We start from the raw sequence: 22,471 nt of genomic DNA, 5'->3' as shown, positions 1-22,471 counted from the left end.
GATAAGAATATAAAAAAATGGCCTCTATTAAGAGGCCATTTTGTTAGCGTAATATTTTTTAAAGAAGGTTATTTATGAACCTTCACCCGGCGCTTCGCTGAGTAATTTTTCTTTCTCCGGTTTGCCTAACCAATCATCTGCATCGGTTAATGCGTCAATTTTGGTAGTGATGTTGGGCCAGACCTCAGCATACTTCGCGTTAATGTCTAACCACTTTGCAATACCGTCTTCTGTATCGGGCACAATTGCTTCAGCAGGACACTCGGGTTCACAAACGCCGCAGTCTATGCACTCATCAGGATGAATCACCAAAAAGTTTGCGCCTTCGTAAAAGCAGTCCACTGGACAAACTTCTACGCAGTCAGTGTACTTACATTTGATGCAGTTCTCGGTTACTACATATGTCATCTTACTATCACCGTGTCAGGTCGAATGCTGTGAAGGTTGATTGATGGTGGGCTTTAGACAACAAGCGCCTCCTAAATGCGGTCGCTAGTATAGTAGTTTCATTCTCAGCACGCGACCATCTGTAACGTCGAGTTTTGATTAAATAAGGATTGAAAACTGGTTTAGATCATCAAATTTGAAGCCTTTAATTATAAAAATATTTCATGCTTTACGGTTTACCTATAACTTTTGATGTTTTTGCAGGTAACTCCTCGGATTCGCTGACATTTTGCGCGATCCCAGCCAACACCCGTGGAGATTTAGAGATTTGCATCGCGGGCGAGCTAAAAGCAAAGCCGCTATAATCACCACTCGTTCAGTACTTGGCCGTACTGGGCGATTCTTCCTCCGCGATGGACTTGTACCAAGTTATTTCTTCCGGACGTTACTCGGTACTAGGTAATTCGCTTTGGCCGCCCCTCGGGGCGGCCTTTTTATTTGTTGCACCACACGCTCCCGTGTAAAATAGCGGAATTATTGTATGTAGCACATACAATCTATCCTACGAATACCGCAGATTAGACAGGACAAATTATGTCATCCAATACCTATGTTCCTTATGGCGCCTATTGGTCTACGCCGTTTAGTAAATGGCAAGGCAGTTTGAGTCATTTACACGCCATGACCTTAGCTGCGCATGTGGCCAAACAAGAATTGCGCAAACGTGTCATTGAACCCTCGATTTTTGACCATGCCATCATGGGTTATTCAGTGCCTCAGCATCGGGCTTTTTATGGCCTGCCTTGGTTGACTGGCATGATTGGTTTGGAACATGTAACTGGCCAAACCATTTCACAAGCCTGCGCAACTTCTGCGCGTTGTGTGGCGAACGCTTCTTTGGAAATTAACGCCGGTTACGCCACTGCTTCTTTATTAGTGGCGTTGGATCGTTGTTCCAATGGCCCGCATCTTTATTATCCTGATCCAACCGGCTCGGGTGGTACGGGTGCGCATGAAGATTGGGTGATGGATAACTTTAGTTTTGATCCTCATGCCAAAGGCGCGATGTTGGATACCGGTGAAAACGTTGCTAAAAAATTCGGCATCACCACGGCGGAACAACACGAAGTTGTATTACGCCGTTATGAGCAATACACAGATGCTTTAGCAAACGATAAAGCATTTCAAAAACGTTATATGACTTTGCCCTTCGATGTTCCCGATGCGCGTTTTAAGAAAACCATTAAAACGATTGACGGTGATGAAGGTATTTTTGCATCAACTGCGGAAGGTTTAGCTAAATTAAAACCAGTCAAAGAAGGCGGCACGATTACCTTTGGTGGCCAAACGCATCCGGCTGACGGCAATGCAGCGATGATTGTGGCGAATAAAGAAAAAGCCCGTGAAATGTCTGCTGATCCAAAAGTTGAAATTCAAGTGATTGGTTTTGGTCAAGCCCGCGCAGATAAAGGCATGATGCCGTATGCGCCGGTGTTAGCAACCAAACAAGCGTTGCAACACACGGGCTTAACTATGAAAGACATCACGGCGGTGAAATCACATAATCCATTTGCGGTGAACGATATTGCGTTTGCGCGTGAGATGGGCATTGATTGGAAAACCATGAATAACTATGGCTCATCATTAATTTACGGTCATCCGCAAGGACCGACCGGAATGCGCACCATGATTGAACTCATTGAAGAGTTAGTGATTCGTGGTGGTGGTTATGGTTTGTTCCAAGGCTGCGCAGCCGGCGACGGTGCGATGGCAGTTATTTTGAAAGTAAACGATTCGCTTCAATCTTAAGTAAGTAATTTTAAAGGACAGTAACTATGAATGATTTAGTTCGATATGAAAAACGCGACAACATTGGTTTGGTAATTGTGAATTATCCGCCAGTGAATGCTTTTGCCTATGCCGTACGAGTAGGCATGGTTGAGTGTTTTGAAAAAGCTATCAAAGATAGCGAAGTACAAGCGATTGTATTGCAATGTGAAGGTCGTACTTGGTTTGCAGGTGCCGATATTTCTGAATTCGGTAAACCCGAACAACAACCTGGTTTAGTAGAAGTGACCGTGGCTTTTGATCACTCAAGCAAACCTGTAGTGTCTGCTATTCATGGCACAGCATTAGGCGGTGGTTTAGAAATCGCATTGTCTTGTAACTATCGTGTTGCCGCTCCTGGCACACGTTTAGGTTTACCTGAAGTTACTCTAGGTATTTTGCCAGGTGCTGGCGGTACTCAGCGCGCACCGCGTGCAGTCGGCGTGACTAAAGCATTAGAAATGATTACATCTGGTAAACCGGTGTTGGCTGATGAAGCTAAACAAATTGGTTTGATTGATGAAGTTATTACCGGCGATTTGCTCGAAGGCGCAATTGCTTTTGCAAAAAAATTAGTCTCGGATAAAGCACCGTTACGTCGTTTAGGCGCAGCAGCAGTAGATGCAAAAAGTTTTGAGCCTGGCATTTTTGATGAATATCGCAAAACCTTAGCGAAGACCATGAAAAATCGTTTGTCGCCACAACGTTGTGTTGATGCGGTTGAAGCGGCAACGAAATTATCGTTTGAAGATGGTTTGAAAAAAGAACGCGTTTATTTTGAAGAATTAATTAACTCAGTTGAAGCCAAAGCCTTGCGTCATTTGTTCTTTGCAGAACGTGAAGTCGCAAAAATTCCTGATATTGGCAAAGATATTCTTCCGCGCGAAATTAAATCCGTCGCAGTAATCGGTGCCGGTACGATGGGTGGCGGCATCACCATGAACTTTGTACAAGCAGGCATGCCCGTTACGTTGATTGAAGCTAAAGAAGATAACTTGAAAGCCGGCATTGCGCGTATCAAAGAAAACTACGACATCAGTGCCAAGAAAGGTCGTTACACCGAAGCGCAAGTCGCAGAATTCATGGCACGTATTACGCCTAGCTTAAGCGTTGAAGAAGGCGTGAAAAATGTTGATCTGATTGTTGAAGCCGTGTTCGAAGAAATGAGTTTGAAAAAAGACATCTTCGCTAAAATTGATGCGAATGCAAAACCAGGCGCCATCATCGGTTCAAACACCTCGACCTTAGACTTAGACGAAATCGCGCAATCAATCAAACGCGCATCAGATGTGATTGGTCTACATTTTTTCAGTCCCGCTAACGTTATGCGTTTGTTGGAAATCGTGCGTCCTAAAACCACCTCTAAAGATGTGATGGCTACCGCGATGAGCATTGCCAAAACCATTAAGAAAGTGGGCGTGCAGTCAGGCGTGTGTTACGGATTTATCGGTAATCGCATGTTAGAAGGTTATTGCCGCGAAGCCGACATGTTATTACTCGAAGGCGCAACACCAGAACAAGTTGATGCTGCATTAGTGGGTTTTGGTATGGCGATGGGTCCCATTGCAATGCAAGACATGGCAGGTATCGACGTTGGTTTCCGCATTCGTGAATCACGCCGCGAGCACATTCCTAATGATGAACGTTATTATTTATTATGCGATTCATTAGCGAAACAAGGCCGCATGGGACAAAAAACCAATAAAGGTTTTTATAAATACGAAGCGGGTAATCGTAAACCTATTAATGATCCTGAAGTACTTGCCTTCATTGAAGGTGAATCTAAACGCTTAGGTATCAAACGTCGTGAAATCAGCGAACAAGAAATTATTGAACGTTGTGTTTTACCTTTGATTAACGAAGCCGCTTTAATTCTGGAAGAAGGTATTGCCTTGCGTCCAGGTGACATCGACATCGTGTGGACCAATGGTTACGGATTCCCTGGTTTCCGTGGCGGCCCCATGTTTTATGCCGACACCTTAGGCGTGAAAAAAGTGCATGAATTACTTGTGAAATACCAAGATCAAACACAAGATAAATTCGGCTACTGGAAACCGGCACCGTTAATTGAAAAATTAGCCAAACAAGGTAAATCGTTTGGTGGTGAATAAGTTTTGACGAAAGATAAGTAAGTTTAAAACAGCCGGCTAGACCGGCTGTTTTTTTATATTACAAAATACAACACTGTAAAAAAATGCACGATGCTGCCAGCCATCACAAACAAGTGCCAGATGCCATGCGTGTGTGGCCAGCGGCTACTAGGTAAATAAAAAATAACGCCGATGCTGTATAACAAACAACCTGCGACTAAATAACTGAGTCCTGCAACACCGAGCTTTTGGAATAAAGGGATAGCGGCGACAATGCCAATCCACCCCATCAATAAATATAACCATACGGCGGGTGGTGCAAATTTATTCCACCACAATTCGCGAGCGACGCCTATGAGGGCGATTAGCCATACTACTGAAAATAATAACCCACCCCAATTATCGTGTAAGGTTATTAACGTAAACGGTGTGTAAGTGCCGGCGATGAGTATATAAATCGCGCAGTGATCACATTTGGCGAAAAAACTTTTCAATTCGCCGTGCGTCCAATGATACAAGGTGGATGCGCCGTATAATAAAATAAGGCTGGCGCCAAATATGCTCGCCGCCATAAGTTTAATAATGCTGGCCTGTGCCCACGCAGCATTAATTAATATTGCCGTACCGATGATAGCTAAAGCAGTGCCGATAAGGTGGGTTAAAGTATTCAGTTTTTCGCCGTGATACATGTAATGCATGCCTATAGTTTGAATCGTTTAAAAAATCGCAAGATAAAAAGTCCGATATAAATTAAATATGCAATGAGCAGCACCAAAAAATAAGTGGCGTTGAATTGTGGTGGTGATACTAAATTGGCTTGCATGGCGAGCTGGAAAATCACTGCCATAAATAATAATGAAACGAGACTAAAGCGTTGTATAAAAAAACGCAGCGTGTGTAAGGTTTTTTGTTGATGTTCTGGGCTTAACCAATATTCCCAGTTGATTATTTTATTGTTGTTGCGAACCAACCACTGGCGGGGTAGGTAATACAATAAACAATAGAAACTTTGGATGCCGAGATATAAATAAAAGAATGCGGCTTTTGACATCCAGCCATTGGCGTGGCCTTGTGCATCAAAATGCGCAGCGACTAGGGATGGTAATAATGGCGCCATGCCAATGATTTGTATCGCTATGATAATTACAACGAATGCGAAGATGAATTTATTACGCAGCATAAGAGCCTACGGACTATCGTCATTGCCTACGGTGCTTTTTGATTGGCCAAATATCCAACTACCAGCAATACCATAGACCCAGTAATGATTCGTTTCGACTAAGGGGCTTTCTTTAAAAGTAGCGTCGGCTAAATTATCGTAACGCACAAAACCGCCATACCAGAATTTTTTGATGCGACGACTTAACGATACATTCGCTGACCAGCCGCTGTATCCTACATCGGCTTCATAGCTGGGACGATCTGCCAATGCGTATTGCGGTGCCACGGTATAATAATAGTCGTGATAATTATCGCTTGCATAATAAGGACCAACGCTGGCTTTGAATCGCCAATCATTTCTGAGTGATTCGCGATAAGCAAGATGAGGATGAAACACAGTGCCAACCGTACCGATACCTTCTGCGCCAAAACTATATACCGCACGTAAAGGCAGTTTGAGCTGAATTTGTTTATCTTGTTTGGGCGAGAGATCAATGTTGAGCGAAGGTCCTAATTCAAAAGTAGGATCTAATTCTGGCATACCCACACGTAAAGGATTGTCATCGGCAGCATAAGCCAACGAACCGCTGATGCTGATATTTAATTCTATTCTGGGCAGCGCAGCTAGTTCGCCGCGAATGCCGTCGCGATCGGCTTTAAATAATTCGCTGCGATACACTATATAAGGTATCGGTACTAATAAAACTTGATCACGATTGGAACCGCGATAATCGGGAATATTTAATGCACCACCCCCTATTCCTAATTCCCAAGTAGGCAGTGCTTCTGTCGTTGGTGTGATTGCCCAGACGTTGCTGAAAAATCCGCCCACAGCACATGCGAATAGGGCGACTAATCTGTAATGACGTTTAAAGGCGCAGTTAATAACGGTCATCTCAATATTCCCGGTCGATAAAGTGGTCAGTCAAACACGGAATCGTTATTGGGGCAACCCCTAGTCTTAGGCGCCTAATAAAAACAGTTAAGGCTTAATTTCGCGATTGACTGGCCGCTATGCTGAAGGTAATGCTAAGCGACAGGTCGCGATGAGACTACCACCACCTATTAGAACACTGATGATTGTGCTCGGTTTTGCGCTGCTGCATATCGCCTGCGTAGCCTTGAGCTTGTCATTCATGATGAAAAACACGCACACAGTTTTATTGTGGGTGCCAAATGGTGTGGCATTCGCGATGTGTTATGTGTTTGGTTATCGCCGTGTGTTATTGGGCGTGTTATTGGGCGCGTCGGTGGCGGCAGGCGGCATGGTTTTTCATGAACAGGGCGTGAGCTGGAGTTCGGCGTTGGCTGTTTTTATTTTGGCAGTGACGGAAGTTATAAAAATTGGAGTGGGCGTTTATTTAATTAAACGTTTTGTGCGATCGCCACAATTGTGGGATCGTTTTCGTGATGTAGCTACGTTCATATTGATTGCATTAGTGGTTTGTTTTGGCGCTAGTCTTTGTAATTTATTATTTTCTATTCTAGTGGTTAAAACGCACACCTTTGAAAATTTCGGAACTAATTTTGCTGTATGGTTTTTTGCAGACTTTACTTCTTTAATAGTACTGATGCCCTTTATTAGCGTTTGGTTTACTTCACTAAAAGCGCCTATTAAACGTGAAAATGCTTATGAATATGCGGCTTTAATTACTATTACCCTAGCTTTGGGGTATTTGCATTTTGGCGGGCATTTTTTAAATGAGTTTTTTAATCAGTATCCCTTGGAATTTGTAGTGCTGGGCGCGTGGGCGATTGTTCGTTTTCAGCATCGTGAATTATTTTTAGTAACATTTTTAACATCGATAGCTATGTTAGTAGGCACCAGTGCGGGTTATGGGCCATTTATTCATACTGATGCTTATCAAAGTATTTTCAGCGCACACTTTTTTACGGGGTTCATCACGGTTGTTACTTATTTTGTGGCAGCTATTAGTTACGAACATAAACAAAAGAGTCGCGAGTTATTAGTATTAAATACTTCGTTAGAGCAACGCGTGCTGGAGCGAACGCAGCAATTAGTCAGTGTGAATGAGCAGCTCACAGTAGAAGTTGATACACGCGCTAGAAAAATTCTTGATATCGCATTATTACAAGATATTGCCGCAGCGGCAAATGATGCTACGCGCGCCGAAAAAGTAATCCCTATCGTGTTAGAACGGATCGGCGTTTATGCGGGCTGGTCTTTGGGACATGTTTACATATTGATCGATGCGGAAAGTGATGCTCGCATGCAGCCATTAAGTGTTTGGTATGCGGCCACCGATCATGATTACAATGACTTTAAAGAAATGCATCAACATATTGTTTATCGTTGTGGCGAAGATTTAGTCGGCAGTGTTTGGCAAGAGGAAAAACCGAGTTGGAATAATTTGTGGTCTAAATCAGATAAACGCGCCCAGCAAGCAATTAGCGTAGGGTTATCCAGTGTATTTTTATTTCCGGTATTGGCAGGTAATCGCGTGGTTGCGATTGTTGAATATTTTACAGTTGGCGATCAGCAACCTGATGAGGCTTTATTAAATATAGTGGCGCAAACGGGTTTATTGTTGGGTCGTGTTTTTGAGCGTCACTTGGCAAATGAAGAGCGCGCAATATTAAATTCACAATTAGTGAAAACTTCACGTCAAGCGGGGATGTCAGAAATTGCGTCGGGCGTATTACATAATGTAGGTAATGTTTTAAATAGCGTGAATGTGTCTGTGTCAGTTGCGAGCGATAAGGTGCGTGAATTAAACGCCGCAGGCATTGAAAAAGTACGCAGCATGCTGAGTGAGAATGCTGGGCATTTAGATGAGTTTTTTAAAGAACCCACTAAATTGCCCAAGCTATTAGCTTATATGGAAATGCTGCATAACAGTTTTATTGGTCAGCGCGAGGTCGCTTTAGAAGAGCTGCGTGCAGTAGCTGATAATATTGAGCATATTAAAAGCATTGTGTATCGCCAACAAAATTACGCAAAAACAATGTCGGTGTTGGAGCCCGTGTTGATTAATGATTTGGTAGAAGATGCGTTAGAAATGAATGCGCCAAAACTGGAGCGTAGTTACATTGAAGTGCAAAAAGACTATGGAGAATTTCCGGCATTAATGGCCGATCGCCATGATATTTTACAAATTGTAGGAAATCTTATTAGCAATGCTAAACACGCAATGGATGGCGTCAGCAGCTCGATAAAGAAAATTGTTTTGCGCACGCGCTTAATTGATGGAAATTGGATTCGCATAGAAGTGCAAGATACGGGTTGTGGCATTCCGCAACATATTCAAGAAAAATTATTTCAGTTTGGTTTTACGACTAAAAAAGATGGCCATGGTTTTGGTTTGCATGCGTGCGCCAATACGGCGAAAGCGTTGGGCGGAAAATTATATTTTGAAAGCGCCGGCGAAGGGTTAGGCGCGTGTTTTATTTTAGAGTTGCCTTACGTGCCGTTGGATAAAGCGAGTTCGGAAACTGCGTAGCGCCCGTGAATTATTAGCGAGTAGCTAAAAAATCACGAACGCCTTCTATACACGCATGATTTTCATGTTCTAAACCGACAGAAATACGCACAGCATTGGGAATACCAAAACCCGCCATGGGGCGAACGATGATGTCGCGGGCTTTTAAATAATTGACTAAAGCGTTCGCGGTGTCGGCATTGGCATGATGCGTTAAAACAAAATTCCCAATACTAGGTGTAATGCGGATACCTAACTCACTGATAGCATTGCTTAACCATGGCAGCCATTGATCGTTATGTTGTTTGACTTTGCGCATATGCGTCAGATCATTCAGAGCAGCAACAGCGGCCGCTTGCGCAGGCGCATTCACCGTAAATGCGCCGCGGATGCGATTAATAACATCAATCACTTCTTGCGCGCCGTAACCCCAGCCAGCTCGCAGCGCAGCAAGACCAAAAATTTTTGAGAAAGTGTGCAGCACAATAACGTTGGGTGTAGTGTCGTTGACTAATTCGTAACCTGCACTGTAATCCGCTTTATCAACAAATTCAGCATAAGCAGAATCGATGACCAATAAAATATCTGCGCGTAGTTGCTGACGTAAGCGTTGAATTTCGCTGGCTGCTTGATAAGTGCCAGTAGGATTATTGGGGTTAGCTAAAAACACAATGCGGGTTTGCGGCGTAACGGCAGCAAGCAGCGCATCAACGCTGGCGTGAAAATTTTGTTCCGGTGCAGTAATAGGACGGGCGCCGGCGGCCAACGTTGAGACGCGATACATTAAAAAAGCGTATTCACTGAATAACACGTCATCGCCTGGACCCGCATATGCGTGACAAATTAAATCGATCAAATGTTCTGAACCATTAGCGAACACTAAATGATCTGCAGCTAATTGATAACGAGCGGCGATGGCGCTGCGTAATTCACTGCAACCACCATCGGGATAACGATTTAAACGTGCAGCCACCGTGCGATAAGCTTCAATCGCTAGTGGACTGGGACCTAAGGCCGATTCGTTGGAGGCCAATTGCATGACAGGCCGTGAATTATCGAGCCCTGCGTTACCGGGTACATAAGGTTTAAGGTCGAGAATGCCGGGGCGGGGCGTTACTAAGTTTGTCATGAGTCAGTCAGCTGGTCGTAAAAAGGCGGCTACTATATCAGCCTAGCTTGGGAAAACCAGTCTTTAGGAACGAACGCATCAATGGTGAGGAATAGGTTAGCTCTATTAAATTTAACGATTTATTCAGCTACTGGAAGTGATGGCTTAGCTGAACATGAAGTCTGTTTAACATTCGAGGTATTATGTAAATTCTAATAAATTGAAGGACTTACGTAGATTAAGGCAATTCAGGAAAGCGTATGAATAGCTTTGACAATTGCATGGGCACCATACAATAATGGCCGCGCGCAAAAATGCCTCACTAGTTGTTTTTTACGAGTGGCTGGGGTCATGTGGTTCAGCGAGAGAACATTATGAAAATAGCTGTATTAAAAGAACGCCGCAGTCACGAACAACGGGTCGCTGCAACCCCCGATATTATTAAAAAATATATTAGCCTCGGCCTACAAGTCGTTGTGGAAACCCAAGCGGGTGCGGGTAGCCAAATTTCGGATGCAGCATTTATTGCCGCTGGCGCAACGATTGCCGCGAATGGTGCTGATGCTGCTAAAGATGCCGATATCGTGCTCAAAGTACAACGTCCCGATGCGGATGAATTAGCGTGGTTAAAATCTGGCGCCGCTTTAATTGGCATGTTGTCGCCTTATGGCGATAAAGAAAGCGTGCAGGCTTATGCACATAAACAAGTAAATGCGTTTGCGATGGAATTTATTCCGCGTATTACGCGCGCTCAAAGTATGGATGTATTGAGTTCGCAAAGTAATTTAGCCGGTTACCGCGCCGTGATTGATGCGGCTGCCGTATTTGATCGGGCGTTCCCAATGATGATGACGGCTGCTGGCACCATTGCTCCGGCAAAAATCATGGTCTTAGGTGCGGGAGTGGCTGGCTTGCAAGCCATTGCAACCGCTAAACGTATGGGTGCGGTGGTATCGGCAACCGACGTACGGGCAGCTGCGAAAGAACAAGTGGAATCATTGGGCGGTAAATTCGTCATGGTCGAAAGCGAAGAAACCAAAGCCGCTGAAACGGCTGGTGGTTACGCTAAAGAAATGAGCGAAGACTATCGCCAGAAACAAGCTGCTTTAGTGGCGGACACTTTAAAGAAACAAGATATCGCGATTTGTACGGCGTTAATTCCTGGCCGCAAAGCGCCGATATTAATTACCGATGAAATGGTGCATAGCATGCAACCCGGTTCCATCATTATTGATTTAGCGGTGGAGCAAGGTGGTAATTGCACTTTATCTAAGCCCGGCGAGATTGTTGAAATCAATGGTGTAAAAATTGTTGGTTATCTCAATATGCCAAGTCGTATCGCGCGTGATGCCAGTCAGTTATACGCGAAAAATTTATTTAATTTCTTAACGCCATTAATCGCTAAAGATGCGCAAGCACTCACTATCGATTGGTCGGATGAAATCATCAAAGGCACTGCATTGACGCGTGATGGTCAAGTTATTCATCCCGCGTTGCTGTCGTAACGTTTCCGCAAAAAATTTAGGAGAGATTTTATGGCTTCGCATTTTGTCGCGCAGTTATCCATTTTTGTAATGGCTGTGTTTGTTGGTTATTACGTCGTATGGAGCGTAACGCCCGCGTTACACACTCCATTAATGGCGGTGACGAACGCTATTTCTAGCGTGATTATTGTGGGGGCTTTAATTGCCACCGGGCCAGCAGACTTTACTTTCGCAAAAGGTTTGGGTTTTGTTGCAATGATTTTGGCATCTATCAATATTTTTGGTGGTTTTGCTGTAACCCAGCGCATGCTGGCCATGTACAAAAAGAAAAAGTAAGTCAGGAGAATCTTTATGACCTTAGCAACACATTGGATCGCCGACCTGACTGCATTAGCGTATCTGGTTGCAGCAGTATTATTTATTTTAGCCTTACGTGGTTTGTCATCACCTGTCACATCACGACGTGGTAATTTTTTCGGCATGCTCGGTATGGGCATCGCGATTGTCACGACCATGTTAAGTCCCGAAGTGGTGTCTTATGTTTGGATTTTAATTGCGTTAGCTATTGGTGCTGTTATTGGTATTAGCATCGCGTTAAAAATCCCGATGACGGCTATGCCGCAATTGGTTGCAGCATTTCATAGCTTAGTAGGTTTAGCTGCGGTACTCGTCGCGGCGGCTGCGTTTAGTAATCCAATATCGTTTGGTCTGTTAAATGATGTTGGACAAATTTTTATTTCTAGTCGAATCGAAATGGGATTGGGCGTAGTGATTGGCGCAATTACTTTTTCAGGTTCTTTAGTCGCGTTTACTAAACTGCAAGGTTTAGTTTCTGGTAAACCTTTAGTGTTTCGTGGTCAACATATATTAAATTTAGTGATTGGCTTAGAAATTTTAGCGTTGCTGGTGTATTTCTGTTTTGACGCTAACCCTTATATTTTCTGGACGATGACGGTCTTAGCTTTTGTTGCTGGCTTCTTATTGATTCTGCCGATTGGTGGCGCCGATATGCCTGTTGTAGTGTCGATGCTCAATAGTTATTCGGGTTGGGCAGCAGCCGGCATTGGTTTTACTTTGCAAAATAATGCCTTGATTGTGACCGGTGCGTTGGTTGGTTCTTCCGGTGCAATTCTTTCGTACATTATGTGCAAAGGTATGAATCGTTCATTCTTCAATGTCATTCTCGGTGGCTTTGGTGCAGATGCTGAAAGCGCGGCTGCTGCGGGTGATTACGTCGAACGTCCTATAAAAGTAGGTAGCGCAGAAGACGCTGCTTTCATTATGAAAAACGCAGGCTCCGTGGTGATTGTGCCCGGTTATGGGATGGCAGTTGCGCAAGCGCAACACGCCTTACGTGAAATGGCTGATGTGTTAAAACATCACGGCGTTACCGTGAAATATGCGATTCATCCGGTAGCAGGTCGTATGCCCGGTCATATGAACGTATTGCTCGCGGAAGCAAACGTACCGTATGACGAAGTTTTTGAATTAGAAGATATTAATAACGATTTCCAAACAGCTGATGTAGCGTTTGTGATTGGTGCCAATGACGTGACTAATCCGGCGGCAAAAACTGATCCTACTAGTCCGATTTTTGGTATGCCGATTTTGGAAGTAGAAAAAGCGCGAACAGTATTGTTTGTGAAACGCGGTATGGCAACGGGTTATGCAGGCGTACAAAATGAACTATTTTTTAACGACAACACTATGATGTTATTTGGTGATGCCAAGAAAATGGTTGAAGGTATTGTTAAATCGTTAGATTAAGTTAGGTGTTGGCTAGATTATAAAGTGAATATTTTTTATAGGGTGTGGCTGGTTCACACCCTTCCTTTATTTAGAGGGGCATAAAATGACGACGAATAATCAAACAAAACAATCTGGTTTTTTCTATGGTTGGGTTAACGTAGGTACGGCCGGTGTCGGACATCTGATGGGGGTTTCCACCTTAGTTTTTTTTACTTTCGGTATTTTTTTAACAGCATTACAAAATGAATTTGCTTGGTCACGCACGAGTATTTCTGCGGCCTTAATTTTTGCAACCTTAACTTCAATGGTTATGCAGCCAGTGGCGGGTTATTGGTCAGATCGCGTTGGACCTAAGCGCGTAATTTTGTGTTCTATTGTTGGGTTTAATTTAGTCTTTGCTTCCCTATATTTCTTAACGCCGAACCTTTGGCATCTTTATATTGTGTTTGCTTTGCTAACAGCCACCGGCGCTGGCACTTCGCCGATCACCTATTGCAAAGTAATTACCGAATGGTTTACAGCGCGTCGTGGTATTGCTTTAAGTTTAAGTTTATTAGGCGTGGGCATCGGCGGTGGTTTAATGCCGGAATTGGCAACTCATTATGTTCAAACCTATGGTTGGCGTGTTGCGTATGCCGCGTTAGCCTTAACCAGTTTTGCAATTAGTTTTCCTATCATCAGTTTATTATTGGTTAATACACCTAAACAAAAAAATCTAATTGCCTATGGGCAGGATGTAAATAAGACCGTTGATTCAGAAAATTATGGTTTAACCCCGAAAGAAGCTCGTCGCAATAAAAATTTCTGGTTGATGATCGCCACTTTCTTTTTAGCAGGCGTTTCATTAAATGGATTAATGCTGCATTTAGTGCCCATGTTGACTGACAAAGGCGTTACGCCACAAGCCGCTGCTGGTATGGCCGCTGTATTAGGTTTGTCAGTAAGCGTGGGGCGCTTAGTGTTAGGCGCATGCATGGATAAGTTTTTTGCGCCGCGCGTTGCTTTAACATTTATGAGCGTACCTATCATCGGCATTTTATTGTTTATGTTTGCGCCTATTGGACCATTAACCTATCTGGCAGCTGCGTGTATTGGTTTTGCGATTGGTGGTGAAATTGATATCGTCGCATATTTTGTTGGACGTTATTTTGGTGTTAAAGCTTATAGTCAAATTTACGGGTATATCTTCGCAGCATTTTCGGTGGGATCTGGCGTCGGGCCAGTATTAATGGGCATCGCCTATGATACGACTCATAATTATAATAATGCTTTAATGGGTTTTGTTGCCGCACTAGTCGTGTGTTGTATTTTGTTATCCCGCATCAGCGCATATCCTAATTGGCAACTCAGCAAATAATTATTTAAGCGTTATATAAAGTTAATAAATAAAAAAGCCCGATTGCTCGGGCTTTTTTATTGCTCATTAAAAAATTATTGCGGATACATAATCTGAGTCCATGCAACACCACCCCAACCGAAAGGATTCGCTGTTAATAAACCGGTTTTCAAACCATATTGAATCACAGCGTTGCTGGTTAAGGGGCGAAATTTGTTACCGATTTTAATTTCATACGCTAATGCACCACCTGCTAAGCTATTTTCGGGGGCGGGACGAGTATGCACTTTATCAGGTGTTGCATTAGGACCTGCTATTACCCAATAACCAAAAATATCTGCAATATTGTTTTTTGGAATAAATTGAGTAAACGTATTATCGTGAGCAGGTCCGCGGGCGACAATAATGACATTCCCATTTGCATCTAAAATCGGCGCACCAGTGTTTGGATCTATAGCGGGAATAGGAACTTCTTGGCCATACGGATTGTTCGCGTCAATAGGTCCAACCAAGTAAGCATCAACATCACGTAATGTGGGTGACGCATCTGCGGGGCCGCTGCCACCTGCGATTGCAGGAAATTGTGCAAATACCCATACGGTAATACCACCGAACCAAGCAGGTTTTTTAACATCGTAAGGTGTTTCAGCATATGCCCCGCTTAATAAAGCCATTGATAATATAGCGCCCGCTAAGCTTTTAACAAAATAATTTGTTCTCATACTGTGTGCTCCATTGAGTATTGTTTTTAAATAAATAAAAGGTGTGGCTGAAAATGGCGATGTCATGGTTAGCCCTAGTCATGTTTATTAACAGCCGCACTGACTTTATAAGTGGTATTAGGTGTACAGCACAAGCTTTTGCTTAAATTATTTTATGAATTTTTTCAACAAAAGTGCTGCCTAATTTACAACAGCTGTGAGAAAAATAATAAAAGTAATTTTTTGTATTTTGCCTTCGTATATCGAAAAATTTAAAAATAGTTTTTTTATTTTAGTAAGGTTAAAAAAAGCCCTGTAAACAGGGCTTTAGATATTAATTTGCAACCGTTTTTAAAGAAATGTCTAAGGCTGCGCGGCGACTTAACCACGCTGAAGGACGATAACGCGGATCTCCATAAAAACTTTCTAAGCCTTCTAATATTTGTAATATTGTCGCGGCACCTAAGGCATCACCCCAACTTAAGGGGCCTTGCGGATAAGCTAATGCGGTTTTAATGGCGATATCAATATCAGCAGGTGTGGCTATTTTTTGTTGTGCAATTTCGCAGGCCACGTTGATTATCATCGCAACAATACGTTGCGCAATAAATCCAGGACTATCGTTGATCACAGTAACTTGAGCGCCATCATAAGCAAAAAATGCATGCGCCGCATCACGGTATTCTACCTTGGTAATTGGTGTGGTCATCAAGGTGCGGCGACCTTTACTTAAACCAAATAAAGTATCAATGGCGACCACGTGGTTTGCGTCTAACGAATGCTCAATTGCAGTTGTGGTAGCGTCTTGACCAATAGGCGCAATAATAATTAAAGCATTATTAGAAGGTGCGTCACCTTTTTCGATTACGACTTTCGCTTTTTTAGCGAGCTCATTAATAATATTACGCGCTTCGTCATCCATTTCACTTAGCCAAATACTTTTAGGCAGCAGCGTCGGTGCGGATTTTTCAGCCGGACGTTGTTGTTCATTATCTTTATAAAGATAAAAACCTTCACCGGTTTTGCGTCCCAATAAACCTGCGGTAACACGTTGTTGTGCAATATAGGTAGGGCGATAACGAGGTTCTTCGTAATATTGTTTATAGATAGATTCCATTACTGATAATGAAACATCTAAACCCGTCAGGTCAAACAACTCAAAAGGCCCCATGCGGAAACCAGCGGCTTCGCGCATGATGTTGTCTATCTCATGAAACTCTGCAATGCCTTCGCTGACAATACGTAAGGCTTCGGGGCCATAGGCGCGTCCTGCGTGATTAACTAAAAAACCCGGCGTATCCGTTGCGTGCACAGGCGTGTGACCAACGTGTTTTACTAAAGTCATTAAATTTTCGACAACGACGTTATTAGTTTTAACACCAGGAATGATTTCTACTAATTTCATCAAAGGCACAGGATTGAAAAAATGTAAACCCGCAACACGCGCTGGATGTTGGCAGCCTGCTGCAATAGAGGTGATTGATAAGGAAGAAGTGTTGCTGGCTAAAATGCAATCAGCACTGACAATGCTTTCTAATTCTTTAAATAAGTTTTGTTTAACGTCTAAGCGCTCAACAATAGCTTCAATAATAAGATGGCAATCGTGCAGTGCTTGAGTATTGCTAGCCGGTTGGATGCGTGCAATCGCACTGCTGGCTTGTTCAGCCGTCAATACACCTTTGTCGGCAGCGCGTTGAATCATTTTTTCAACAAAATTTGCGGCTTCTTTTACCGCGTCCGCAGATACATCATATAAACGCACTGTAACATTTGCTTGTACTAAAATTTGTACAATGCCACGACCCATGGCACCTGCGCCGATGACACCTACTGTTAAGTCTTGCAGGAAATTAGATTTATTCATTGTTTAATTCACCATAGCGTGAGCGTGTTGAGTGTTTTCCGCAAAGCGGTTATTAGGCTAAAAAGCGAGCATTGAAATGCTGCTTATGATAACAGAGGCTTTATTCCGACGCAGGGTGTTTGAGCCGGCACGCGAGCTGACGTACAATCCGACAACGGAATGCGAAAGCAAAGTTTAAATAAAAACTCATAATAGAAGGGCCTGTATGTTACGCATCATTATTTTAATCGCCTTGGCGGCCTTAGGTGCTTTGGCTTCGGCCGCAATTGACCCCGTGCTTCCGCAAATTCGTGATTATTTTCATCAGCAAGGCGACCCTGCTGCCATAGAACGTTTAGCTAAAATGTTAATGGGCTTACCTAGTTTAGTCTGCGCATTCAGCGCGCCTTTTGTGGGCTGGTTGGGTGATCGTTTTGGGCGGGTACGTTTATTAATGGGCGGTTTGTTTATATACGGCATCACGGGCACGGTGGGTTTATATGCTGAATCTATTTATTGGATCCTTGGCGCACGTGCATTAATGGGTGTGGGTGTTGCAGCTTCTATGACGTTACCGATTGCCCTGATTGGTGATTATTACGCAGGTGACCAACGTCGTCGTGTGATTGCTTTATTAGCGGGCATGGGAACCTTAGCGGGTTTTGTGGTCGCGATGAGTGCCGGTGGATTAGGGCAATATTTTGGTTGGCGTGCAGTATTTGCTTTATATACGTTACCGTTAATTTTATTAGTGTTTGTTTGGCGTTTATTCCCAGAAGTTGAAAAACTGCAAATGACGCAGCAACAAAGTCAGCTGACCTTTAAACAAGCCATTCAAGGCATTTGGTATTTGTATCCTATTTTGTTAGTGACGGTAACATTCTTTTTTGCATTGATTGTGCACATGCCATTTTATTTAAATGATCATTTACATGTTATGGACCCAACCAAAATTGCCGCTGTGTTTGCTTTATCAACCCTAACCGGTGGTCTAAGCGCATTAAGTTATAGCTGGTTATTAAAACGCTTGAATCAACAACAAGTATTCGCGGTAATTTTTATGTTTTCGGCATTAGGTTTTGGATTGTGCGCATTATGGCCTCAATACACCGTGATTATTGTGGGTGCTGCCTTAGCTGGTATCGGTATGGGTTTAGTGACACCGCATATTAATACTTTAATTTTGATGTCTGTGGATCCCGCGTGGCGGGGACGTTTGATAGCGGGCGTCACCAGCACGATATTTTTATCACAGTTTTTATCCGTCGCTTTAACGCAACCTTTAACTGAGATATTAGGTTATCCCGCCACTTTCGGTTTAATTGCAATGTGTTTTGCAGCGCTCAGCATAGTAGCTTGGTTACCACGCCAACTATGGTGGCCGACAGCTAAAAGCAGCGCTAGTCTTTAAATCAAGATATAAAAAAATTTAACGTTTTTGATAAATGTGCACGGCCATTTTGTGCACCGCTTCAGCTGCTTCCATCATCGCTTCAGGTAATGTGGGATGCGCGTGGATAGTACGTGCGATATCTTCTGCGGTAGCTCCCATTTCGATTGCTAATGTTGCTTCGGCAATAAGCTCAGTTACTTCGGGACCCACCATGTGCACCCCGAGTACTTCATCAGTATTTGCATCAGCAATAATTTTTATAAAACCATCGGTTTCCATCAAGCTCATCGCACGTCCTGATGCAGCAAATGGGAATTGTCCGATTTTAATTTCATGACCTTTATCTTTTGCTTGTTGTTCTAATAAACCAACAGACGCCATTTCAGGTGAAGTGAAAATGACGGCAGGCACACAACGCACATCATATTCATCTTTTTGTCCTGCAATCACCGCCGCCGCAACTAAACCTTCGCGACTGCCTTTGTGCGCTAACATGGGCTGACCAGCAATATCACCAATCGCATAAATATTTGATACGGAAGTACGCGTTTGTTTGTCGGTGACTAAAAAACCGCGCTCATCCGTTTTTAATCCAACGTTTTCTAAACCTAAACCGTCGCTAAAAGCTTTGCGGCCGACAGTGCATAAGATTTGATCGCAGTTAATGATTTCATCACCCTTGGGTGTTTTAATGGTAACGCTGTATTGATTGCCGGATTTTTTGTAGCTCTTGGCAGCCGCTTCAGTGATTAAATTAATACCTTGTTGTTTTAAGGAGCGCTCAATTACTTTAATGCAATCTGCATCTTGACCCGGCAAAGCGCCTTTGGTGAATTCGACCACGGTAACTTCACTGCCGAGTTTGCGATATAAACAACCCAGTTCTAAACCAATATAACCACCACCAATAACGACTAAATGTTTTGGAATACGTGTCGGTGATAACGCTTCAGTTGATGACCAAACATTTTCACCATCAAAATCAAAACCGGGTACGCTTACGGGTACCGAACCAGTGGCTATGACGATATTGTCGCAAGTAATTATTTGTTTATTTTTGCCACTCGTGACTTCTACTTGGGTTTTGCTTACTAAGCGTGCGTGACCTTGCACATGCGTAACATTATGATTTTTTAATAAACCCGCAACGCCACTGGTTAATTTTTTAACAATACTGCTTTTCCAGTTCACCAGTGTATTGATGTCTAAGCTTACATCTTTGACTTGAATGCCCATGGCGCTGGCCTTGTGCATTTTTTCTAATAAATTACCGGCAGCAATTAATGCTTTGGAAGGAATACAACCGACGTTTAAACAAGTACCACCCACTTCTTCTTTTTCAATGACGGTAACTTGTTGACCGAGTTGCGCTAAACGAATCGCGCAAACATAACCAGCAGGGCCGGCGCCAATAACCACAGTGTGTGAAGGCTTGCTCATAACGGTTCCTTATTTTATTCAGTCTTAATAAATAACAGAGTCAAACAGATAAAATAATGTTTGCTGTGCTGAATGGTTAATTCAACACAGCACTTATTTTATAATGGAATTTTTTATAAAGGGAAGGCGCCATCGCCTTGTTCTGCTTCGCCATAACGTTCGACGATGCGGATGAAGTCATTATATTGCTTCATTAAATGACGTGGCATTTCAGCGTAAATATCTTCTACCAATGATTTTAATGGCATCGCAGGCGCTGCTTCTTGCACATGAATTTCATCATCAATTTCCTGATAAATCTGCGCTTCAATAGCGGCGAGTTCATCCGTTTTGATAATGCCTTGTTTCACTAGATATAAATTAAACCGATCAATTGGATCGCGCTTCTGCCACATTTCAACTTCTTTAGCATCACGGTATTTACTTGGATCATCAGAGCTTGAATGACCCATCATGCGATAAGTGTTCACCACTAACAAAGAAGGGCCGCCACCTTTGCGGGCTTGTTCAACCAGCACTTTCATTGCAAGGTAACAAGCTAAGACGTCATTACCATCAACATCATAACCCGCCATGCCATAACCAATGGCTTTGTCAGCATAAGACGCGGCAGCCGTTTGATTGCAAGAAGGTACTGAAATTGCCCAACCATTATTAACACAAACAAAAATCGCCGGTGCTTTCCATACAGCTGCCATATTCATGCCGCTGTGAAAGCCGTTCGAACTGGTTGCGCCATCACCAAAATAAATACCATGTACTTCATCTTTCTTCGCGCGTTTCGCCGCGAATGCTGCGCCTACGCCGTGCGGAATTTGTGTGCCAATTACAGAGGACCAACTAGGATAATGACTGCCTTTGTGTTGGAAGTGATTATTCATTTGGCGACCTTTCGCCGAATCATTGGAGTTGCAGTACATTTGCGCAATGTATTCAGATAAAGGTAAGCCGCGCATTAATGCTGCGCCGCCTTCACGTAAGCCTGACCACATCCAATCTTGTTGGCGCAATCCAGCAGCAGTACCAATCATGGCTGCTTCCATGCCGAGCATGGAACCAACAAAACCAATACGACCGGCGCGTTGCAATTTCAACATGCGTTGATCAATACAACGTACACGCACCATGTGCACTAACAAATCGCGCAACGCAGATTTGGTGAGTTCTTTAGGCAGTGCGACTTTAGCGCCGCCTTTGCCGTCAAATACTTCTTTGGCAATGTCTAAAGTTTTGATACTCATAATGCTAACAACCCCGGATCTTCAAGTAATTGCTTGATGTGTACTAATAAACGAACGGCAGAAACACCATCCGCTAAGCGATGATCAACGCTGATGGAAAAATTCATGTATTGACGAACTTCGATTTTATCGCCTTCCGGTGTTTCTACTACACCTGGTTTTTTCATTAAGCGATGTACACCTAAGATAGCCACTTGTGGGAAGTTGATAATAGGCGTGGCGTGAATGCTACCGATTTGACCGGCATTTGAAATCGTAAAGGTGCCGCCTTGAAAATCTTCTGCTTTGAGTTGACCATTACGCGCTTTGTCGGCCATCGCATCCAATTCTTTGCTAAGCGTTAATACACTTTTAGCTTGTGCATCACGAATCACTGGCACGACTAAGCCGTTGGGCGTATCCGTTGCAATGCCGAGATTGCTGTAATGATAAGTAACGATTTCGTTATTTTTTTCATCCAGCATGCTGTTGAGTTCGGGATATTTTATTAAAGCGCTGGCGCATGCTTTCATAATAAAAGCGGTGAAGGTTAATTTAGTGCCTTCTTTTTCGCCGATCGCTTTAGCGCGTTGACGTAAACGCACTAATTCAGTGACATCAATTTCTTCTACAACCGTAAAGTGAGTGGCCGTAAATTTTGAACGTGTCATTTGTTCGGCAATTTTACGACGCAAACCTACAAATGGCGTGCGCGTTTCGCGAGTGCCGGCAGGAATGCTGATTTGACTAGCGTTATTATTGCTGCTGACATTGCGTCCCGATTTTGCAACGGCTTCTACATCACTGCGACGAATTACGCCGTTGCGGCCGGAGCCTTCAACATCAGCGAGTGTTACATTTAAATCGCGTGCACTACGACGTGCACTCGGAACCGCACGCACTTTATCGTCGTGTGCGCTCACAGCGGTTGCTGTTTTAGTTTCTGTTTTAGTTTCTGTTTTAGTTTCTGTTTTAGTTTCTGTTTTAGCAGCAGGTTTCGCGTGACCGTGGCCGCTGTGTCCTGCGCTAGTAACGGCGGTTTGACCATCGTCTAAAATAAAAATCACAGTGCCGACTGGCACAACATCGCCTTCTTTGGCGAGAATTTCTTTAATGATGCCGGCTTTAGGTGAAGGCAATTCTACCGCTGCTTTGTCGGTCATGACTTCTAATACAGTTTGATGCTCAGCGACTTTGTCGCCAATCTTCACGCACCATTTAATGATTTCACCTTCGGTGAGACCTTCGCCAATATCCGGTAATCTAAATTCTAATGCCATAGGTTTTGCTCC

Annotated in this window: 18 protein-coding genes; 8 read left to right on the top strand and 10 right to left on the bottom strand. The window is 43.4% G+C overall.

From position 1 onward, the window contains the following. Positions 1-72: 72 nt before the first annotated feature. Positions 73-408 carry a ferredoxin family protein gene (locus tag H0W44_01015; GenBank protein ID MBA3581010.1) on the bottom strand — a complete coding sequence of 112 codons (336 nt, stop codon included), beginning with the start codon at positions 406-408 and terminating at the stop codon, positions 73-75. 573 nt (positions 409-981) lie between these two features. On the opposite strand from H0W44_01015, the gene H0W44_01010 reads away from it, so the two are divergent. Together H0W44_01010 and H0W44_01005 are read left to right on the top strand one after the other, a co-directional pair. After that, positions 982-2,196, top strand: a complete 1,215-nt coding sequence (locus H0W44_01010) for a thiolase family protein (GenBank protein ID MBA3581009.1) — start codon at positions 982-984, stop codon at positions 2,194-2,196. A gap of 26 nt (positions 2,197-2,222) precedes the next feature. After that, the gene (locus tag H0W44_01005) at positions 2,223-4,325 is read left to right on the top strand and encodes an enoyl-CoA hydratase/isomerase family protein (GenBank protein MBA3581008.1); all 2,103 of its coding nucleotides are present in this window, start codon (positions 2,223-2,225) and stop codon (positions 4,323-4,325) included. A gap of 53 nt (positions 4,326-4,378) precedes the next feature. Here H0W44_01005 and H0W44_01000 read toward each other — a convergent pair whose 3' ends face one another. The 3 genes from H0W44_01000 to H0W44_00990 all read right to left on the bottom strand — a co-directional run bounded on the left by H0W44_01000 (position 4,379) and on the right by H0W44_00990 (position 6,360). Next, on the bottom strand, positions 4,379-5,002 hold the full coding sequence (locus H0W44_01000; GenBank protein MBA3581007.1) for a hemolysin III family protein: 624 nt from the start codon (positions 5,000-5,002) through the stop codon (positions 4,379-4,381). A gap of 2 nt (positions 5,003-5,004) precedes the next feature. Then, positions 5,005-5,421 carry a DUF1648 domain-containing protein gene (locus H0W44_00995; GenBank protein ID MBA3581006.1) on the bottom strand — a complete coding sequence of 139 codons (417 nt, stop codon included), beginning with the start codon at positions 5,419-5,421 and terminating at the stop codon, positions 5,005-5,007. A gap of 69 nt (positions 5,422-5,490) precedes the next feature. After that, entirely contained in the window at positions 5,491-6,360 is an 870-nt protein-coding gene (locus tag H0W44_00990) for a MipA/OmpV family protein (GenBank protein MBA3581005.1), read from the bottom strand. 151 nt (positions 6,361-6,511) lie between these two features. Between H0W44_00990 and H0W44_00985 the strand changes: the two genes are divergently transcribed. Next, positions 6,512-8,926, top strand: a complete 2,415-nt coding sequence (locus tag H0W44_00985; protein MBA3581004.1) for an MASE1 domain-containing protein — start codon at positions 6,512-6,514, stop codon at positions 8,924-8,926. A 13-nt stretch (positions 8,927-8,939) separates the two neighbouring features. Here H0W44_00985 and H0W44_00980 read toward each other — a convergent pair whose 3' ends face one another. Further along, complete coding sequence (locus H0W44_00980) at positions 8,940-10,034, bottom strand: histidinol-phosphate transaminase (GenBank protein ID MBA3581003.1); 1,095 nt, start codon at positions 10,032-10,034, stop codon at positions 8,940-8,942. A gap of 353 nt (positions 10,035-10,387) precedes the next feature. On the opposite strand from H0W44_00980, the gene H0W44_00975 reads away from it, so the two are divergent. From H0W44_00975 to H0W44_00960, 4 genes are all read left to right on the top strand, one after another. Then, entirely contained in the window at positions 10,388-11,518 is a 1,131-nt protein-coding gene (locus H0W44_00975; protein ID MBA3581002.1) for a Re/Si-specific NAD(P)(+) transhydrogenase subunit alpha, read from the top strand. A gap of 30 nt (positions 11,519-11,548) precedes the next feature. After that, positions 11,549-11,833 (top strand): NAD(P) transhydrogenase subunit alpha, encoded by a 285-nt coding sequence (locus tag H0W44_00970; GenBank protein MBA3581001.1) that lies wholly within the window; start codon positions 11,549-11,551, stop codon positions 11,831-11,833. 15 nt (positions 11,834-11,848) lie between these two features. Continuing rightward, the gene (locus tag H0W44_00965) at positions 11,849-13,264 is read left to right on the top strand and encodes an NAD(P)(+) transhydrogenase (Re/Si-specific) subunit beta (protein ID MBA3581000.1); all 1,416 of its coding nucleotides are present in this window, start codon (positions 11,849-11,851) and stop codon (positions 13,262-13,264) included. Positions 13,265-13,349: 85 nt separating this feature from the next. Continuing rightward, entirely contained in the window at positions 13,350-14,603 is a 1,254-nt protein-coding gene (locus H0W44_00960) for an MFS transporter (protein ID MBA3580999.1), read from the top strand. 74 nt (positions 14,604-14,677) lie between these two features. Here H0W44_00960 and H0W44_00955 read toward each other — a convergent pair whose 3' ends face one another. Both H0W44_00955 and H0W44_00950 read right to left on the bottom strand, forming a co-directional pair. Further along, complete coding sequence (locus tag H0W44_00955) at positions 14,678-15,304, bottom strand: hypothetical protein (protein ID MBA3580998.1); 627 nt, start codon at positions 15,302-15,304, stop codon at positions 14,678-14,680. 313 nt (positions 15,305-15,617) lie between these two features. Then, a complete protein-coding gene (locus H0W44_00950) occupies positions 15,618-17,147 on the bottom strand; it encodes a 3-hydroxyacyl-CoA dehydrogenase (protein MBA3580997.1) in 1,530 nt (509 codons plus the stop codon). Positions 17,148-17,352: 205 nt separating this feature from the next. On the opposite strand from H0W44_00950, the gene H0W44_00945 reads away from it, so the two are divergent. Next, positions 17,353-18,537, top strand: a complete 1,185-nt coding sequence (locus H0W44_00945) for an MFS transporter (GenBank protein MBA3580996.1) — start codon at positions 17,353-17,355, stop codon at positions 18,535-18,537. 18 nt (positions 18,538-18,555) lie between these two features. On the opposite strand, the gene lpdA is transcribed toward H0W44_00945, so the two are convergent. From lpdA to H0W44_00930, 3 genes are all read right to left on the bottom strand, one after another. Next, positions 18,556-19,959 (bottom strand): dihydrolipoyl dehydrogenase, encoded by a 1,404-nt coding sequence (gene lpdA, locus H0W44_00940; GenBank protein MBA3580995.1) that lies wholly within the window; start codon positions 19,957-19,959, stop codon positions 18,556-18,558. 113 nt (positions 19,960-20,072) lie between these two features. Then, complete coding sequence (locus H0W44_00935) at positions 20,073-21,200, bottom strand: thiamine pyrophosphate-dependent dehydrogenase E1 component subunit alpha (GenBank protein MBA3580994.1); 1,128 nt, start codon at positions 21,198-21,200, stop codon at positions 20,073-20,075. Beyond that, positions 21,197-22,459 (bottom strand): 2-oxo acid dehydrogenase subunit E2, encoded by a 1,263-nt coding sequence (locus tag H0W44_00930; protein ID MBA3580993.1) that lies wholly within the window; start codon positions 22,457-22,459, stop codon positions 21,197-21,199. The genes H0W44_00935 and H0W44_00930 overlap by 4 nt, the downstream gene beginning before the upstream one ends. Positions 22,460-22,471 lie beyond the last annotated feature (12 nt).

Source organism: Gammaproteobacteria bacterium (assembly GCA_013817245.1).
Taxonomy (GTDB): domain Bacteria; phylum Pseudomonadota; class Gammaproteobacteria; order HTCC5015; family HTCC5015; genus JACDDA01.
This window is presented reverse-complemented; position numbering and strand designations above follow the sequence as displayed.

Coding starts and splice junctions, on each gene's coding strand:
- H0W44_01015 (MBA3581010.1), bottom strand. CDS start 408: ATGACATATGTAGTAACCGAGAACTGCATCAAATGTAAGTACACTGAC.
- H0W44_01010 (MBA3581009.1), top strand. CDS start 982: ATGTCATCCAATACCTATGTTCCTTATGGCGCCTATTGGTCTACGCCG.
- H0W44_01005 (MBA3581008.1), top strand. CDS start 2,223: ATGAATGATTTAGTTCGATATGAAAAACGCGACAACATTGGTTTGGTA.
- H0W44_01000 (MBA3581007.1), bottom strand. CDS start 5,002: ATGCATTACATGTATCACGGCGAAAAACTGAATACTTTAACCCACCTT.
- H0W44_00995 (MBA3581006.1), bottom strand. CDS start 5,421: ATGGCGCCATTATTACCATCCCTAGTCGCTGCGCATTTTGATGCACAA.
- H0W44_00990 (MBA3581005.1), bottom strand. CDS start 6,360: ATGACCGTTATTAACTGCGCCTTTAAACGTCATTACAGATTAGTCGCC.
- H0W44_00985 (MBA3581004.1), top strand. CDS start 6,512: ATGAGACTACCACCACCTATTAGAACACTGATGATTGTGCTCGGTTTT.
- H0W44_00980 (MBA3581003.1), bottom strand. CDS start 10,034: ATGACAAACTTAGTAACGCCCCGCCCCGGCATTCTCGACCTTAAACCT.
- H0W44_00975 (MBA3581002.1), top strand. CDS start 10,388: ATGAAAATAGCTGTATTAAAAGAACGCCGCAGTCACGAACAACGGGTC.
- H0W44_00970 (MBA3581001.1), top strand. CDS start 11,549: ATGGCTTCGCATTTTGTCGCGCAGTTATCCATTTTTGTAATGGCTGTG.
- H0W44_00965 (MBA3581000.1), top strand. CDS start 11,849: ATGACCTTAGCAACACATTGGATCGCCGACCTGACTGCATTAGCGTAT.
- H0W44_00960 (MBA3580999.1), top strand. CDS start 13,350: ATGACGACGAATAATCAAACAAAACAATCTGGTTTTTTCTATGGTTGG.
- H0W44_00955 (MBA3580998.1), bottom strand. CDS start 15,304: ATGAGAACAAATTATTTTGTTAAAAGCTTAGCGGGCGCTATATTATCA.
- H0W44_00950 (MBA3580997.1), bottom strand. CDS start 17,147: ATGAATAAATCTAATTTCCTGCAAGACTTAACAGTAGGTGTCATCGGC.
- H0W44_00945 (MBA3580996.1), top strand. CDS start 17,353: ATGTTACGCATCATTATTTTAATCGCCTTGGCGGCCTTAGGTGCTTTG.
- lpdA (MBA3580995.1), bottom strand. CDS start 19,959: ATGAGCAAGCCTTCACACACTGTGGTTATTGGCGCCGGCCCTGCTGGT.
- H0W44_00935 (MBA3580994.1), bottom strand. CDS start 21,200: ATGAGTATCAAAACTTTAGACATTGCCAAAGAAGTATTTGACGGCAAA.
- H0W44_00930 (MBA3580993.1), bottom strand. CDS start 22,459: ATGGCATTAGAATTTAGATTACCGGATATTGGCGAAGGTCTCACCGAA.